The sequence below is a fragment of the Streptomyces pseudovenezuelae genome (genome assembly GCF_029892565.1).
In the GTDB taxonomy this organism is placed as follows: Bacteria; Actinomycetota; Actinomycetes; order Streptomycetales; family Streptomycetaceae; genus Streptomyces; species Streptomyces pseudovenezuelae_A.
Genome location: NZ_JARXVH010000009.1, coordinates 276,705 through 291,584 on the forward strand (window position 1 = coordinate 276,705; position 14,880 = coordinate 291,584).

Here is a 14,880-nt window from a genome sequence, read left to right on the forward strand (position 1 = left end):
GCCGGCACCACCCCACCACCCCCCGAGTCCCCGCTACCTCCCGGCCTGCTCCCCTTGCCGCCGGGATTCGAGTTGTCGACCACCCTGCGCTGAACCTGAAAGAGGGGCAACGTGGCGGACGAGAGTACGGCTGCCTCGACCAGGAGGCGGTCGCCCAGGAAGCAGCAGAGCCAGGGCCAGGAAGCCAAGACGGCACCAAAGGTGCTGCTCAAGCCCGCGAACCGCCTACGCGCCCGACCCCGCGGCAGGGCAGGATTCCGGAAGCGGCTCCGGACCCGGCTCGCGGACGAATGGCGCCTTCTCATCGACAGCCTCATAGAAGCCGCCATAGGCGCGTCGGCGATACCAAGCCCGCCCCCCTCCCATCAGCCGGTGAGCCCGAGGGAACCGGGCATCCAAGAGACGGTCCGTCAGCTTCTGGCTCTCGAACCCGAAGCCTTCGAGGACGCGATTCTGCATCTGGTCAGAACCGACGAGAAGTTGAAGCGCACGTATGACAGAGCCCCGATAGACATTCCGGACATCGCGCACTACGCCAACAACGCGTACTTAAGGGAGTTACAGCGAGAGGCTGCCAACAGCACCGCCGTTCCCGGGAACGCTCCGCATCCGACCGCCTCCCCGGGATCGGTGTACCCAGAACCGGCGTCCCCCGGGCAATCCCTGATCAGCCCCGAAGGACTCAGCGCCATTCACAACTCACAGGCCCTCCAGCAGGATCGAGGTGCCTCGCCCAGCCCGAGACCTGCTCCGCCCCTTGCCTCCAACAACCCATATCGCAATATGCCCAACAGCGCTCCGCCGACGCCAAGAGGCCGATAACGACATCCCACCACCGCTGAACCCTCCACCACCCCCCATCCGTCGTGCCTACGCAAGCGACAACTACCCACCGAATCCCGCAAGTCGTCGCCCCCGTAGACCCGACGGAAAGGCACACCCAATGCGCACCTCGCGCCTCCCACGCTTTCCGCACCTCCCACGCCCCACAAGCAGACGCACCTCCTTCCTCCTAGCCCTCCTCCTCGTCATCGTCGGCATAACAGCCACCGCCGTAACGATCCAGTCCCTCCCCTCCGACGCCACCGGCATCAACGAAAAACCGGCCGCCGACACCGCCACCCCCGACCACACAGTCACCCTCTGGAACAACACCACCGAACGCATCTGGATCGGCAGCACAGTCAATGCCGACGGCTCGCTCAACCTCACCGGCCTCCCGACCCTCGACCCCGGCCAGCCCGCCACCGTCACCGTCCCCGAGACCCAAGGAGGCCACTGGCGGGGCAAGTTCTTCGCCCGCCAGGGCTGCACCGGCGAGGAAGGCAGCACGTTCCACTGCACGGTGGGCGACTGCGGCCCCTACGCCGACCACTGCACCCTCACCGAAGAACCCACCGGCCTGGCCGAGTTCAACTTCGACCCGGCCGACGCCGCAGCCCCCTGGTACGACGTCAGTTACGTCAACGCCGTAGCGACGCCCATCACCATCACCCCGAACGACGTGACACCCCCCGAGACCGGCGAGTGCGCGGTGGCGGGCTGCCCCGAGGATCTGCTCTCCGCCTGCCCGGCCGACAACCTCACCAAGGACCCGGCATCCGGACAGCCGTTGGTGTGCGTCAACCCGAACCGGGACGCGAAGACCCCGTACAGCGACATGGTCAACCAGAAGTGCCCGACCGCGTACGCCTGGTCCAAGCAGGACGCCGAACCCGGCAACAAGGTCATGTACCAGTGCACCCGCTGCTCCGGCCTGACCGTCGTCTTCGGAAACGCCGGCACCATCCCCGCGGACACCGCCACCACCCCCACCACGACCGCGACCGCCACCAGCACCGACACCACCATCCCGTCCTCCGACACCCCCCTCAAGGGCGTCAGCCTCAACCCCTTCGACGGCATCTCCCAGGCCCTGTCCGACTCCGGCGCCTCCTGGTACTACAACTGGGCCTCCTCCACCGGCCCCGTCACCAAGCCGGACGGCGTCGAGTACGTCCCGATGATCTGGGGCCGCGACTCGGTGACCGACGCCGATCTCGCCCAAGCCGCAAGCCAGGGAAAGGAGTTGCTCGGCTTCAACGAACCCGACCTCCCCGGACAGGCCGACCTCACCCCCGAGGACGCCCTCGACCTGTGGCCCCAACTGGAGTCCACCGGCCTGCGCCTGGGCGCCCCGGCGGTCGCCTCCGGCGCCGACGTGATCGGCGGCTGGCTGGACCGCTTCATGGAGGGCGCCAAGACCCGCGGCCTGCGCGTCGACTTCATCCCCCTGCACTGGTACGGGAAGGACTTCGGCCCCGACGCCGTCGACCAACTGCGCACCTACATAGAGGCCGTTCACGCCCGCTACCCCGACAAGCCGATCTGGCTGACCGAGTACGGCCTCATCGACTTCTCCCACGGCACCCCTCGCTACCCCGACAACGAGCAGCAGCAGATCGACTTCATCAACGCCTCCACGACGATGCTGGACGGCCTGGACTACGTGGAGCGCTACGCCTGGTTCACCCTCTCCACCCAGACCAGCCCGACCGGCCTCTACAACGGCACGACCCCGAACGCGAGCGGCCAGGCCTACCGCGCCGCGGGCTGAGCGGACACCGTCAGGAAGGAATCAGAAGGGAAAGGGAATGGACATGAGCCGGGGCGAAGAGGCAGACGAGTCGAGCACCGAGGGCACCCACTTCGAGGTGGTCATCGCCGGCGACGGCTCCGCCGCCATCGACGGCAGCCCCGTACCGGCGGCCCGGGGCGAGACCGTCGACGCCGCGATCCTCGACACGCTGCACGCATACGCACGCGACCGGAACACCACCGTGACGGCGGACATCTCCGACCCCTCGGCGGACTACGTCGCCCACGTCGAGGTCGCCCCCGACGGTTCGAGCAGACTCCTGGAGGAACACCGGCAGGACGCGCCCGAGCCCACCGAGGCAACGCTCGTCCCCATCGCCGAAGACGACGAGGACGACGACTTCGACGACGCCCACGACCCGGACGACCCTGACGACCTCCACGACGACCCCGACGACGACCTCACCGACTTCGACGACGACCTCACCGAGGAGTCGGAGTCGGAGTCGGAGTCGTACACCCTCCCGGACCCCACCGAACCCCCACCACCGCTCACCCCCTCCACCTCCTCCACCACCCCCGGCCCGACCGTCCCCCGCCCCCTGATCACCCGCGGGAACCACCCGCGCCAGTCGGACGACGAGTACGAGGGACCGGGGCTGCTCCACAGGCCCCTGGTCGTCGGACCGGTGGCACTCAGCGTGGCCGCCCTGGTCGTCGTACCCCTGGTGATCCTGGGCAGCAAGGCACCGGCCGACGGCGGCAACGAGACCCAGGCCGCCCGCACGAAGCCCGACTCGACCGCGACCGGCACCCCGCTGCCCCCACGACCGTCACCGACCTACTCCACGATCCCCACCGCGGTGCCCACGTCCCCCAACGCGACGGCCACGACGCGCAAACCCGGGCCGAAGAAGACCTCGACCCCGAACGGCGGCGGAGGCATCGTCACCGTGACGGCGAGGCCGCCGCAGGTCACCGTGACCGCGAAGCCCCCAAAGCCGGTCACCGCCGCCACCGCCGTACAGCGCCTCGCCCGGAACGACCCGCACGGACGGCACATCTGCTACCGCGCCTACGTCAGCGGACAGGGCTGGCAGAAACCGGTGTGCGACGGCGCGACGGCCGGAAGGCCGGGCAAGAAGAAGCCGATCAAGGCCCTGAACATCGCGGTGTCCAACGCCGGCGGCTCGGCCGCGAACGCCTTCGTCCACGACCCCGCCTCGACCAACGGCGAGGGCAAGTGGAAGCCGGAGTGGACGGACCTCGTCGCCGACGGCGGAAGCAACTACATCGGCAGCGCGAAGAAGTCCGCCCCGAACCTCCTGGCCTTCGCCATCAACATAGGCAGCGGTCGGATCTGCCAGTCCGGCAAGGTCCACGGCAGCGGCTGGAGCGCCCGGAGCTGCGCGGGCGCCCGCCCCGACCTGCTCACCGTCGGCACCTTCACCAACAACAGTTACCTGGAAGCCGTAAAGCTCACGGTCTGAACCACTCGTACGGCGCGAACCGCTTCGTCGGAGCCCCCTGTCGGATTCGAACCGACGACCTACGCATTACAAGTGCGTTGCTCTGGCCATCTGAGCTAAGGAGGCCTGCACGCGCGCGTGACGTGCGCGGCGGGCGTGCCCGTGCAGTGTACCCAGCTCACAGTGGGCCCCTGTCGAATATTTCCGCGAAGTTCACATGCCCACGGGTACTGACAGACCAGGCGAACGCGAGGTACCGTCCGAAGCCAGTTCACTCCTGTGGACTACACCACCTTCCTACAACGGATCGTCCGGCACGTTCCTGCCGGTAGAAGGGGGCCTTCACCATGGCCACTGTCTCGTTCGACAAGGCGACCCGGATCTACCCGGGCACCGAGAAGCCCGCCGTCGATGGACTGGAGATCGAGGTCGGGGACGGCGAGTTCCTCGTCCTCGTCGGTCCCTCCGGCTGCGGCAAGTCCACCTCGCTCCGCATGCTCGCGGGGCTCGAGGACGTGAACGCCGGCTCCATCCGCATCGGTGAGCGCGACGTCACGCACCTGCCGCCCAAGGACCGGGACATCGCCATGGTGTTCCAGAACTACGCGCTGTACCCGCACATGAGCGTCGCCGACAACATGGGCTTCGCCCTCAAGATCGCCGGCATCAACAAGGCGGAGATCCGCAAGAAGGTCGAAGAGGCCGCGAAGATCCTCGACCTCAGCGACTACCTGGACCGCAAGCCGAAGGCCCTGTCCGGCGGTCAGCGCCAGCGTGTCGCGATGGGCCGCGCCATCGTGCGTGAGCCCCAGGTCTTCCTCATGGACGAGCCGCTGTCCAACCTGGACGCCAAGCTCCGCGTCTCCACCCGTACGCAGATCGCCTCGCTGCAGCGCCGCCTCGGCATCACCACCGTCTACGTCACCCACGACCAGGTCGAGGCCATGACGATGGGCGACCGCGTGGCCGTCCTCAAGGACGGGCTGCTCCAGCAGGTCGACTCCCCGCGCAACATGTACGACCGCCCCGCCAACCTCTTCGTCGCCGGCTTCATCGGCTCCCCGGCCATGAACCTGGTCGCGGTCCCGATCATCGACGGCGGTGTGAAGTTCGGCAACAGCGTCGTCCCGGTCAACCGTGACGCCCTGAAGGCCGCCGCCGACAAGGGCGACACCACGGTGACCGTCGGTGTCCGTCCGGAGCACTTCGACATCGTCGAGGAAGGCGGCGAGGTCGCCTCGTCCCTGACGAAGCACTCCGAGGACGCCCCGGCCGGTCTCGCGGTCTCCGTGAACGTCGTCGAGGAGCTGGGCGCCGACGGTTACGTCTACGGCAGCGCCGAGGTCGGCGGCGAGACCAAGGACCTCGTCGTCCGCGTCGAGGGCCGCCGCGTCCCGGAGAAGGGCTCCACGCTGCACGTGGTGCCGCGGCCGGGCGAGACCCACGTGTTCTCGACCTCCACGGGCGAGCGCCTCACCGACTGACCAGGCATAAGTCACTTCCGGCGGCCGCGCAACCGGCAACTTCGGAAACGCCCAAGCCGGAAAATTCACCCAGGTTGACGAAGAGGGCCCCGCAAACCGCTGCGGGGCCCTTTTCCATGTCGACAAATACCCCGGCAGACCGGTCATTTCGAGCAGCGTGCGTCAACCCCGTACCCAATAAAAGGCACCACTTCATCCCCCGAACCGGTGACTAAATGTCGCCAAATCATTACCGGGCGCTACCCTCACGAGCGTGAAGCACTCCACTAACCAACAGACGCGACGCGGCCGGGGCCCCGCCCGCCGGATCGGCCGCACGCTCGCCCTTGTCCTGCCCGTCGTCCTGGTGCTCTCCGGGACCCTCGCGGTCACCCGAGTCAACTGGTCGGGGAACTCCTCGTCCTCGGTGCTCACCGCCTCCGACGCGATCGACGACGCCAAGGGCGCCGCGGCGGTCCACCGCGCCCCCCAGGACGTACTGCGCGACCAACTCCTCGCCGAGCTCCAGGAGGAGAACCCGGGCGAGGTCCTCACGCACCTCCAGCAGGCGGTCACAGAGCGCCCCTCGCTCGCCGAGCACTGCGTGTCCATCGCGCGGGCCCTCGGCAAGGCGGCGGTGCGCGTGTACGGGCCCTCACGGGCGCAGTCGTACGCCCGCCCCGTCTGCGACACGTCCTTCGCCTCGGGGGTCGCCGCGGTCCACAGCTGAGGCACACACGAGGGTTCCCGGCCCTCCTCCGGACCGGTCAGGTGCGGAGGAGGGCAACGGCTCATCACGGATCGGTTGCCGACTCCGGCCGCCCGCTGGGCGCGTCGTACAGTTCGAGGCATGACCGATCCGAACGCCGCCGCACGCCCTGTTCAAGCCGTCGTCCTGGCCGGTGGCCAGGGTTCCCGGCTGCGTCCGTACACCGACGACCGGCCCAAGCCGATGGTCGAGATCCCCGGCACGGGGACGCCGATCATCGGCCATCAGCTGTCCTGGCTGGCCGAGGAGGGCGTCACGGACGTGGTGATCAGCTGCGGCCATCTCGCCGACGTCCTGGAGAAGTGGCTGGCGACCGCCGATCTGCCGGTGAACGTCAAAACGGTCATAGAGACCGAGCCGCTGGGGCGGGGCGGCGGTCTGAAGTACGCGGCCGCGCGTCTCCCCCACCCGGAGCAGCCCTGGTACGCCACCAACGGTGACATCTGGACCCGGTTCTCCCTGCGGGACATGGCGGACTTCCACGCCGAGCGGGACGCGGTCGCGACGCTGGCGCTCGCGCGTCCGCGGATTCCCTGGGGCGCGGTGAAGACGGACGGGTTCGGGCACATCACGGACTTCATCGAGGCGCCGCCGACGACGTACGAGATCAATGCGGGTGTGTACGTGTTCGCGCCCGGGTTCTCGGAGCTGCTGCCGGAGCGGGGGGATCACGAACGGACCACGTTTCCGCATCTCGCCCGGGAGCGGCGACTGGCCGGGTTCCCGATTCCGCACGGGGCGTACTGGCGGGCCATCGACACGGCGAAGGACCTGACGGAAGCGGCGAAGGAGCTGGCCGCTCTGGGGCGTCGAGAGACCACGTAAGCCATAAGCCATAAGCCAAAAGGGGTCCCGCGCCTGAGACTTGGCGCGGGACCCCTCGTATTTCTGCTCTTCGGGCGATGGTTCAGCCGGTGGGCTTGCCCAGGATCTTGCCCACCGGCTCCGCTACCCCAACAGGCCGCCCACCAGGCCCGGTTGGCCGGAGGACGTGCCTCCGGTGCCGGTGCCGCCTGTCGAGCCGGTGCCGCCTGTCGTGCCGCCGGAGGTGGGGCCGGAGCTGGTGCTCGGGGCGCTGCCGCCGGCGGGCGAGGACTGCTGGGGCGGGGCCTGGCCGCCGGTGCCCTGGGTCTGGCTCGGGGCGCCGCCGCCACTGGAGGTGGAGCGGGTCGCACCCGGCGTGGTGGCCGTACCGGACGGGGTGGAGCCGGCCGTCGCGCCCTGGGTGGGCGTGGTGGAGGCCGACGGCGACTTGCTGTGCTTCTTGCCGGGCTTCTGCGGGAGCGGGGAGCCGGGCAGTTCGTTGCGCGGGGCCTCGCCGGGTCCGGGGACGACCACGCGGTCGGCGTCGCGGACCGCGCCGCCCAGCAGGGAGCCGAGCAGCAGGGTGAGGCCGGTGACGATCGCGGTGACGAGGATGCCGCGGCGCAGCACGTACTGGCGCAGCTCCCAGATGTCGGCGCGGGGTCCGAGGCGGCGCCAGGCGCTGCCCGCGAGGCGGCCGTCGACGGAGTAGACGGGGGCGCCCGCGATGATCAGCGGGGACCAGGCGGCCAGGTAGATGATGTCGGGGGCGTCGTAGGCGGGGACGGTCTTCCAGCTGACGGTGACGATGAGCGCGGCCGACAGCAGCGCGCCGAAGACGGCGGCGACCCGCTGCCAGCAGCCCAGCACCGTCAGGACGCCGACGACGACCTGCGCGAAGGCGATGACGAGGCCGGAGCCGACCGGGTGGTGGAGGGCGAACTGGCGCAGTGGCTCGGCGACTTCCCACGGGTGCAGGGTGTTGAGCCACTTGACCATGGAGCCGCGCTTGCCGCCGTCGAAGTAGACGGGATCGCACAGCTTGCCCATGCCGGCGTAGATGGAGATGAAGCCGAGGAAGATGCGGAGGGGGAGGAGGACCACGCCGAGGTTCATGCGGCGGCCGGGGTAATAGGCGTGCCGGGCCGGGTCGACGCCGGGGCGCCGGGCCGGTCGGCCCTCCCCCGTGCCGTCCTCGAAGTCCTCGAACTCCTGGTCCCCGTAGGCGGGTTCCTCGTCGTAGGCGCTGCCGACGGGCCGCATGTCGGGCAACAGGCGGGTGCCGCCGGTGTCTTCGCGACTGCGCTGGGCGCCGACGATCGGGGTCTCGACGGTCTGGTCGAGCGAGTCGTAGACGTCGTCGTAACCGCCGACGTCCACGCGCGGGATGACCTGGGTGGCCCCGGCGTCGCCCGACGACTCGTCCGGATGGCCGACGCTGCCGCTGCGCACGGCCTGGAGCAGGCGGTGGGCGCCGGTGTCGTCGGGGGCGGCGCTGCCGCTCCACACGACGGGGCGGCGGCGCGGCGCGCGACCTGCGGCGGGGATCCGGGCGTTGTCCTCTGCGGGGCCCAAGTGCCGTGCGATCCGCGGCGATTGGGAACCTCGGGTCGAGGCGCCCAACTGCACGCGGAAGCTCGCATGATTGACGATGACCTGCGCCGGATCGCTCGGCACCTTCACCATGCTCAGCGCGGGAGCGTCGTCGAATCCCGACGGGCCGTCCCCCGTGGGTGTGCGGGGTGTTCTGGTGTCCACACTCATCTAACCGAGTGACGTGTGTTTAGGACACTGCTTTGACTGGGCGGATCTGTCCGGACTCCGTCAAGGTTGCCCTCCTCGCCCGGATTGACCCGCAAGGGTGAGGAGGGGCACGCCTGTTCAGGCCCTGCGGCGCGCCGCCTCGTAGAGGACGATCCCCGCAGCCACACCCGCGTTGAGCGACTCGGCGCCACCCGGCATCGGGATCCGCACCCGGTAGTCGCAGGTCTCGCCGACCAGTCGGGACAGGCCCTTGCCCTCGCTGCCGACCACGATGACGACCGGGCCGCCCAGGGCCGCGAGTTCGCCGATCTCGTGCTCGCCGTCGGCGGCGAGGCCGACGATCGCGATGCCCGCCTTCTTGTACGCCTCAAGGGCGCGGGTGAGGTTAGTGGCACGGGCGACGGGCGTACGGGCCGCGGCGCCGGCGGACGTCTTCCAGGCACCGGCCGTCATACCGGCCGCGCGCCGCTCCGGTACGACGACGCCGTGGCCGGCGAACGCGGAGACCGAGCGGACGACGGCGCCCAGGTTGCGCGGGTCGGTGACGCCGTCGAGGGCGACGATCAGGGGGTCCACACCGGCGTCGTAGGCGGCGTTCGCCAGGTCCTCGGGGTGCGCGTACTCGTACGGCGGGACCTGGAGGACGAGCCCCTGGTGGTTGAGGCCGTTGGTCATGCGGTCGAGCTCGGGGCGGGGGGCCTCCATGAGGTTGATCCCGCCGCGCTCGGCCGCGAGCTGGAGGGCCTCGCGGACGCGCTCGTCGTTGTCGATGAACTGCTGGACGTAGAGCATGGACGCGGGCACGCCCTCGCGCAGCGCCTCCACGACCGGGTTGCGGCCGACGACCAGTTCGGAGGTGGACCTGCCGCCGCGGCCGCGGGCCGTGGGGCGGCGTACGGCCTGCTTCGCCTTGGCGTTGGCGACGCGGTTCTTCTTGTGGCCCTTGCGCACCTCGGCGGGCGGGGTCGGGCCCTTGCCTTCCAGACCCTTGCGGCGCTGGCCACCACTGCCGACCTGCGCGCCCTTCTTGCCGGACATGCGGCGGTTGTTAGCGGCCATGACCTACCTGTCTGTATGAAGCGTTCGGACGTACGTATATGGATTGTGCCGCCCGGTGGGCCGGACGGCACAATCGATCAAGAGATCGGTCGGGAGGTCGGGAGCCGATCAGCGCGGCCCGAGGCTCCAACGGGGCCCCTGCGGACCGTCCTCGATGGCGAGCCCGGACTGCCCGAGCTGGTCACGGATGGCGTCCGCGGTGGCCCAGTCCTTACGGGCGCGGGCCGCCTCACGCTGGTCGAGCACGAGTCGTACGAGGCTGTCGACCACGCCGTGCAGGTCCTCGCCGCGGTCGCTCTCGCCGGCCCAGTGCGGGTCGAAGGGGTCCAGGCCGAGGACGCCGAGCATGGCGCGCACCTCGGCGAGGCGGGCCACGGCGGCTTCCTTGTCGTCGGCGGCCAGCGCGCTGTTGCCCTGCCGGACGGTGGTGTGCACGACTGCGAGGGCCTGCGGGACGCCCAGGTCGTCGTCCATCGCCTCGGCGAAGGCGGGCGGCACCTCGGCGGAGGGCTCGACGGAGCCGGCCTTCTCCACCACGCGCTGCATGAAGCCCTCGATCCGCGCGAACGCCGACTCGGCCTCGCGCAGCGACTCCTCGCTGTACTCGATCATCGAGCGGTAGTGCGGGGTGCCCAGGTAGTAGCGCAGCACGATCGGGCGCCAGGCCTTGACCATCTCGCTGACCAGGACGCTGTTGCCCAGCGACTTGGACATCTTGTCGCCGGCCATGGTCACCCAGGCGTTGTGCACCCAGTACTGGGCGAAGTCGTCGCCGTAGCCCTTGGCCTGGGCGATCTCGTTCTCGTGGTGCGGGAAGATCAGGTCGAGGCCGCCGCCGTGGATGTCGAAGGCGGGGCCCAGGTACTTGTGCGCCATGGCCGAGCACTCCAGGTGCCAGCCGGGACGGCCGCGGCCCCACGGGGTCGCCCAGGTCGGCTCGCCCGGTTTCGCGGCCTTCCACATGGCGAAGTCGCGGGGGTCGCGCTTGCCGGTCTCGCCCTCGCCGGAGGGCTGGAGCAGGTTGTCGAGCTCCTGCCGGGACAGCTGCAGATAGCCCGGGAAGGAGCGCACGTCGAAGTAGACGCTGCCGTCCACCTCGTAGGCGTGACCGCGCTCGATCAGGCCCTGCATCATCTCGACCATCTCGGTGACATGCCCGGTGGCCCGCGGCTCGTAGGTGGGCGGCAGGCAGCCGAGGGCGGTGTAGCCGTCGTTGAAAGCGCGCTCGTTCTCGTAGCCGATCGACCACCACGGGCGGCCCTGCTCGGCCGCCTTCGTGATGATCTTGTCGTCGATGTCCGTCACGTTCCTGACGAACGTCACCTCGTAGCCGCGGTAGGCGAACCAGCGGCGCATGATGTCGAAGTTGAGGCCCGAACGGATGTGCCCGATGTGCGGGGCGGCCTGCACGGTGGCACCACACAGGTAGATCGAGACACAGCCCGGCGTGAGCGGGATGAAGTCGCGAATCTGCCGAGCGCTGGTGTCGTACAGGCGAATAGTCACGACTCCAGGGTAGTGGGCCGCAGGCGATGCATTGCACCGGACTTGTAACATCACGCGCGCCCACGAGCGACCCGGTCGGCGCTGGTGATCCACACTCAGCCGGTGCGCACCACCAAGGCCGTGGCCACCGCCATCAGCCCCTCCTCGCGCCCTGGGAAACCGAGCCCGTCCGTCGTCGCTCCCGACACCGAGACCGGCGCCCCGGCCGCCTCCGACAGCAGCTTCTGGGCCTCGTCGCGCCGCTTGCCGATCTTCGGGCGCGGGCCTACGACCTGGACGGCGATGTTCCCGACGCGGAAGCCTGCCTCGCGGACGATGCGGGCGGCCTCCGTCAGAAGCGTGACGCCGGAGGCGCCGGACCACTCGGGGCGGCCGGTGCCGAAGTGCTGCCCCAGGTCACCGAGGCCCGCTGCGGAGAAGAGCGCGTTGCACGCGGCGTGCGCGACGACGTCCGCGTCGGAGTGACCGGCCAGGCCCGGCCCCTCGCCCTCCCACTTCAGGCCCGCGCACCACAGCTCGCGGCCCTCCTCGAAGGCGTGGATGTCGGTACCGATGCCGACCTGGGGCAGCGGGAGGGAGCCGTACGGATCAGCGGCCGTCTCAGAAGCCATCGTTGAGCCTCCTGCGGGCCAGGACCGCCTCCGCGAGGACCAGGTCGAGTGGGCGCGTCACCTTGAAGGCCTCCTCGTGACCGGGCACCAGCAGCACCGTCTTGCCGAGCTTCTCGACCATGCTCGCGTCGTCGGTGACGTCCTCGGTGACCGTCTCGTGGGCGCGGATCAGGGTGGCCCGGTCGAAACCCTGGGGCGTCTGTACGGCGCGCAGCCGGGCCCGCACCGGCGTGGCGACGACGGGCTCCGGCTCGCCCGGGGTGCCGGCCGGCTCGACCTCCTTGACGGTGTCGGCCAGCGGCAGCGCGGGCACGACGGCCGGCGCCCCGGCTCGTACGGCCTCGATCACCGCGTCCACCGTGTCCACGGGGACCAGCGGCCGGGCGGCGTCGTGCACCAGCACGATGTCGTAGTCGGGCGGCAGCGCGTCGAGGCCGAGCTTCACCGACTCCTGGCGGCTCTCCCCGCCCGGAACGACGAGGAAGTCGGTCCGGTCGGGCAGCGCGTGCGCGTCGAGGAGCGACTTGACCTCCGGCGAGCCGTCCGGCGGGGCCACGACGACGACCAGGGAGACGGCGCGGGACGCGGCCATCGCGCGCACCGCGTGGATCAGCATGGGGGTTCCGCCCAGCGCGCGGAGCGCCTTGGGGGCGCCCGGACCAAGGCGTACGCCCCGGCCGGCGGCCGGAATCACGGCAGCCGTCCGGGCTCCCGCGGGCGAAGTGCACGAATCGTCAGACATCGGTTCCTGTCAGGTTTGTGTGCTCGGCCTACGTGGGTATGGCCTGGGGAGTGCCGGGCGCGACGGCCCTGACCGGACCCTTCCGTGACCCTGGTCGAGCCGACTGCCCGGGCCCGGCACGCCAAGTATCGGGGGAACCTCCCCGAGTGGGACGTGCGAAGTCGTACGGAAGTCGTATGCAGGCGGAAGCGTCCGGGCATGAACATGCCGCAGCGCCCGGCGACAGTAAATACGTCATCGGGCACCGCGGCATTTCAATGTACTGAGTGCTGAAGCAGGCTTGCGCCTACATCAGTTCAGGACGCGAGAACCTCGTCGAGCAGGGCCTCGGCCTTGTCCTCGTTCGTGTTCTCCGCGAGGGCGAGCTCGCTCACCAGAATCTGGCGGGCCTTGGCGAGCATCCGCTTCTCACCCGCGGACAGTCCGCGCTCGCGCTCACGACGCCACAGGTCACGTACGACTTCCGCGACCTTGATGACATCGCCGGAGGCGAGCTTCTCCAGATTTGCCTTGTAACGACGGGACCAGTTCGTGGGCTCCTCGGCATACGGCGCGCGCAGCACCTCGAAGACCCGGTCCAGCCCGTCCTGACCGACCACATCACGTACGCCGACGAACTCCGCATTGTCCGCTGGCACACGTACCGTCAGGTCACCCTGGGCGACCTTCAGCACCAAGTAGGTCTTGTCCACGCCTTTGATCTGGCGAGTTTCGATAGCCTCGATCAGCGCGGCCCCGTGATGGGGATAGACCACGGTGTCGCCAACCTTGAACGTCATGTGACAGGTACCCCTTCCGTGGCTATCCAGAGTAACACGGAAACGGCGGGTTCTGAATGGCGTTTTCGCAGGTCAGGGCGCATCTCGGGGCTTGACAACTGCAACAGGAACGTGCTGCGGAGGCCGAACGGAAGAAGGTATTCGCAGGTCGGAGCGGCTCTCCGGGGGAGGAGAAACGCGCACGTTACACACATCCGGAGGCCCCGCCAAGTGGACTAACGTCCGCATATGTCCGCTTCCAAGTGTGCGACTTCCGCTACTCCGTTCGGTGCACGGAAGACGCTTCCGCGTCGATTCCGAAATTGATCACGGTCAGACTGTGCGGTCGGTTGATGCGTGGGTTGATGCGTGGGTTGTTGGGCCGCCGGAGATCCTTCGCGTGATCAATTCCGGGACGTCCGCGCATTCCTTCACGGAAAATTTGCGCGCCGTGCTCTGGCGTATCCGGGAAGGGGTTATGTGAATGCCGGACGTACGTACGGGCTACCCCTGCCGAGGGAAGCCGAGGCCCCGCGGGGGAGGGTCGGGTGCGGCGGTGCGGGAACGGCTCGGTAACCTAAGGCCGCTGACAGACACTTAGGGCGGCTTTATGAGCCGCCACGTTCGAGTCAAGGAGTTGCCGCCGCCGTGAGCAGCAGCCTTCGACGGGGCGCACTCGCCGCCGCCGCCATCGCGTTCTCGATCGCCTCGCTCGCCGCGTGCGCCGCCGGCAACGACGCCCAGACCCTGGAGGTCAAGCCGGACAACGCGGCGGTGACGGTGGGCGACATCAAGATCCAGAACGCCGTAGTCATCACCCAGCCCGACCTCGAGTCGACCGGCCCGGCCGTGATCTCCGCGACCCTGTTCAACAACGGCCGCACCGCCCAGACCCTGGACTCGATCACCCTCCCCGGCTCCGGCAAGACCGCCGAGCTCAAGCCGGCCAAGGGCAACGGTCCGCTGACCCTCCCGGCCGGCGGCCACGTCGTGCTCGGCGGCAAGGGGAACGCCTCCGCGGTCCTGGCCAGCAGCCGTGAGGCCGTTCAGGACGGCAACGCGCAGAAGGTCACCTTCACCTTCAGCACGACCGGCGACGTGAGCCTGCGTGCCTTCGTGGTGCCCGCCGACAACTACTTCAGCAAGTGGGGCCCGACCGAGATCCCCTCGGCCCCTGGTTCCACGCCCACGGCCACGGACACGGGCACGGGGAAGCCGAGCGACGACACGTCGGCCACGCCGTCGGACAGCGCGAGCGCGACGGCGACCGAGACCGAGGGCGGCACCCCGACGGACGCGGCCTCGGCCAGCGCGACGGCCTCCGGCAACTGAGCGGCCGTACGCAAGCCGAAGGGCGG

12 protein-coding genes and 1 tRNA gene are annotated in these 14,880 nt (G+C 69.6%); 6 read left to right on the top strand and 7 right to left on the bottom strand.

Annotated elements, in window-relative coordinates:
- Positions 1-943: 943 nt before the first annotated feature.
- Entirely contained in the window at positions 944-2,596 is a 1,653-nt protein-coding gene (locus M2283_RS28835) for a glycosyl hydrolase (protein ID WP_280879333.1), read from the top strand.
- Positions 2,597-2,639: 43 nt separating this feature from the next.
- Positions 2,640-4,067, top strand: coding sequence for a hypothetical protein (locus tag M2283_RS28840; protein WP_280879334.1), 1,428 nt, complete (start codon positions 2,640-2,642; stop codon positions 4,065-4,067).
- Positions 4,068-4,098: 31 nt separating this feature from the next.
- Here M2283_RS28840 and M2283_RS28845 read toward each other — a convergent pair.
- Positions 4,099-4,172, bottom strand: a tRNA-Thr gene (locus M2283_RS28845).
- Between the two features lie 221 nt (positions 4,173-4,393).
- Here M2283_RS28845 and M2283_RS28850 point away from each other — a divergent pair.
- The 3 genes from M2283_RS28850 to M2283_RS28860 all read left to right on the top strand — a co-directional run bounded on the left by M2283_RS28850 (position 4,394) and on the right by M2283_RS28860 (position 7,103).
- Positions 4,394-5,530 (top strand): ABC transporter ATP-binding protein, encoded by a 1,137-nt coding sequence (locus M2283_RS28850; RefSeq protein ID WP_280879335.1) that lies wholly within the window; start codon positions 4,394-4,396, stop codon positions 5,528-5,530.
- Between the two features lie 253 nt (positions 5,531-5,783).
- Positions 5,784-6,239 carry a hypothetical protein gene (locus M2283_RS28855; protein WP_280879336.1) on the top strand — a complete coding sequence of 152 codons (456 nt, stop codon included), beginning with the start codon at positions 5,784-5,786 and terminating at the stop codon, positions 6,237-6,239.
- Between the two features lie 120 nt (positions 6,240-6,359).
- A complete protein-coding gene (locus M2283_RS28860) occupies positions 6,360-7,103 on the top strand; it encodes a nucleotidyltransferase family protein (protein ID WP_280879337.1) in 744 nt (247 codons plus the stop codon).
- A 123-nt stretch (positions 7,104-7,226) separates the two neighbouring features.
- On the opposite strand, the gene M2283_RS28865 is transcribed toward M2283_RS28860, so the two are convergent.
- From M2283_RS28865 to M2283_RS28890, 6 genes are all read right to left on the bottom strand, one after another.
- Positions 7,227-8,846, bottom strand: a complete 1,620-nt coding sequence (locus M2283_RS28865) for a DoxX family membrane protein (protein ID WP_280879338.1) — start codon at positions 8,844-8,846, stop codon at positions 7,227-7,229.
- Positions 8,847-8,963: 117 nt separating this feature from the next.
- Positions 8,964-9,905: a 23S rRNA (guanosine(2251)-2'-O)-methyltransferase RlmB gene (gene rlmB / locus M2283_RS28870; RefSeq protein ID WP_280879339.1), complete on the bottom strand. Its 942-nt coding sequence runs from the start codon at positions 9,903-9,905 to the stop codon at positions 8,964-8,966.
- A gap of 108 nt (positions 9,906-10,013) precedes the next feature.
- Complete coding sequence (cysS, locus tag M2283_RS28875; RefSeq protein WP_280879340.1) at positions 10,014-11,411, bottom strand: cysteine--tRNA ligase; 1,398 nt, start codon at positions 11,409-11,411, stop codon at positions 10,014-10,016.
- Positions 11,412-11,506: 95 nt separating this feature from the next.
- Positions 11,507-12,022 carry a 2-C-methyl-D-erythritol 2,4-cyclodiphosphate synthase gene (gene ispF / locus M2283_RS28880; RefSeq protein WP_280879341.1) on the bottom strand — a complete coding sequence of 172 codons (516 nt, stop codon included), beginning with the start codon at positions 12,020-12,022 and terminating at the stop codon, positions 11,507-11,509.
- Positions 12,012-12,764, bottom strand: a complete 753-nt coding sequence (gene ispD, locus M2283_RS28885; RefSeq protein ID WP_280879342.1) for a 2-C-methyl-D-erythritol 4-phosphate cytidylyltransferase — start codon at positions 12,762-12,764, stop codon at positions 12,012-12,014. Before ispD ends, ispF begins: the two co-directional genes overlap by 11 nt.
- Before the next feature lie 296 nt (positions 12,765-13,060).
- A complete protein-coding gene (locus tag M2283_RS28890) occupies positions 13,061-13,543 on the bottom strand; it encodes a CarD family transcriptional regulator (protein ID WP_003953493.1) in 483 nt (160 codons plus the stop codon).
- A 627-nt stretch (positions 13,544-14,170) separates the two neighbouring features.
- Here M2283_RS28890 and M2283_RS28895 point away from each other — a divergent pair.
- On the top strand, positions 14,171-14,854 hold the full coding sequence (locus M2283_RS28895; RefSeq protein ID WP_280879343.1) for a DUF461 domain-containing protein: 684 nt from the start codon (positions 14,171-14,173) through the stop codon (positions 14,852-14,854).
- Positions 14,855-14,880 lie beyond the last annotated feature (26 nt).

Coding starts and splice junctions, on each gene's coding strand:
- M2283_RS28835 (WP_280879333.1), top strand. CDS start 944: ATGCGCACCTCGCGCCTCCCACGCTTTCCGCACCTCCCACGCCCCACA.
- M2283_RS28860 (WP_280879337.1), top strand. CDS start 6,360: ATGACCGATCCGAACGCCGCCGCACGCCCTGTTCAAGCCGTCGTCCTG.
- ispF (WP_280879341.1), bottom strand. CDS start 12,022: ATGGCTTCTGAGACGGCCGCTGATCCGTACGGCTCCCTCCCGCTGCCC.
- ispD (WP_280879342.1), bottom strand. CDS start 12,764: ATGTCTGACGATTCGTGCACTTCGCCCGCGGGAGCCCGGACGGCTGCC.
- M2283_RS28890 (WP_003953493.1), bottom strand. CDS start 13,543: ATGACGTTCAAGGTTGGCGACACCGTGGTCTATCCCCATCACGGGGCC.
- M2283_RS28850 (WP_280879335.1), top strand. CDS start 4,394: ATGGCCACTGTCTCGTTCGACAAGGCGACCCGGATCTACCCGGGCACC.
- rlmB (WP_280879339.1), bottom strand. CDS start 9,905: ATGGCCGCTAACAACCGCCGCATGTCCGGCAAGAAGGGCGCGCAGGTC.
- M2283_RS28840 (WP_280879334.1), top strand. CDS start 2,640: ATGAGCCGGGGCGAAGAGGCAGACGAGTCGAGCACCGAGGGCACCCAC.
- M2283_RS28865 (WP_280879338.1), bottom strand. CDS start 8,846: ATGAGTGTGGACACCAGAACACCCCGCACACCCACGGGGGACGGCCCG.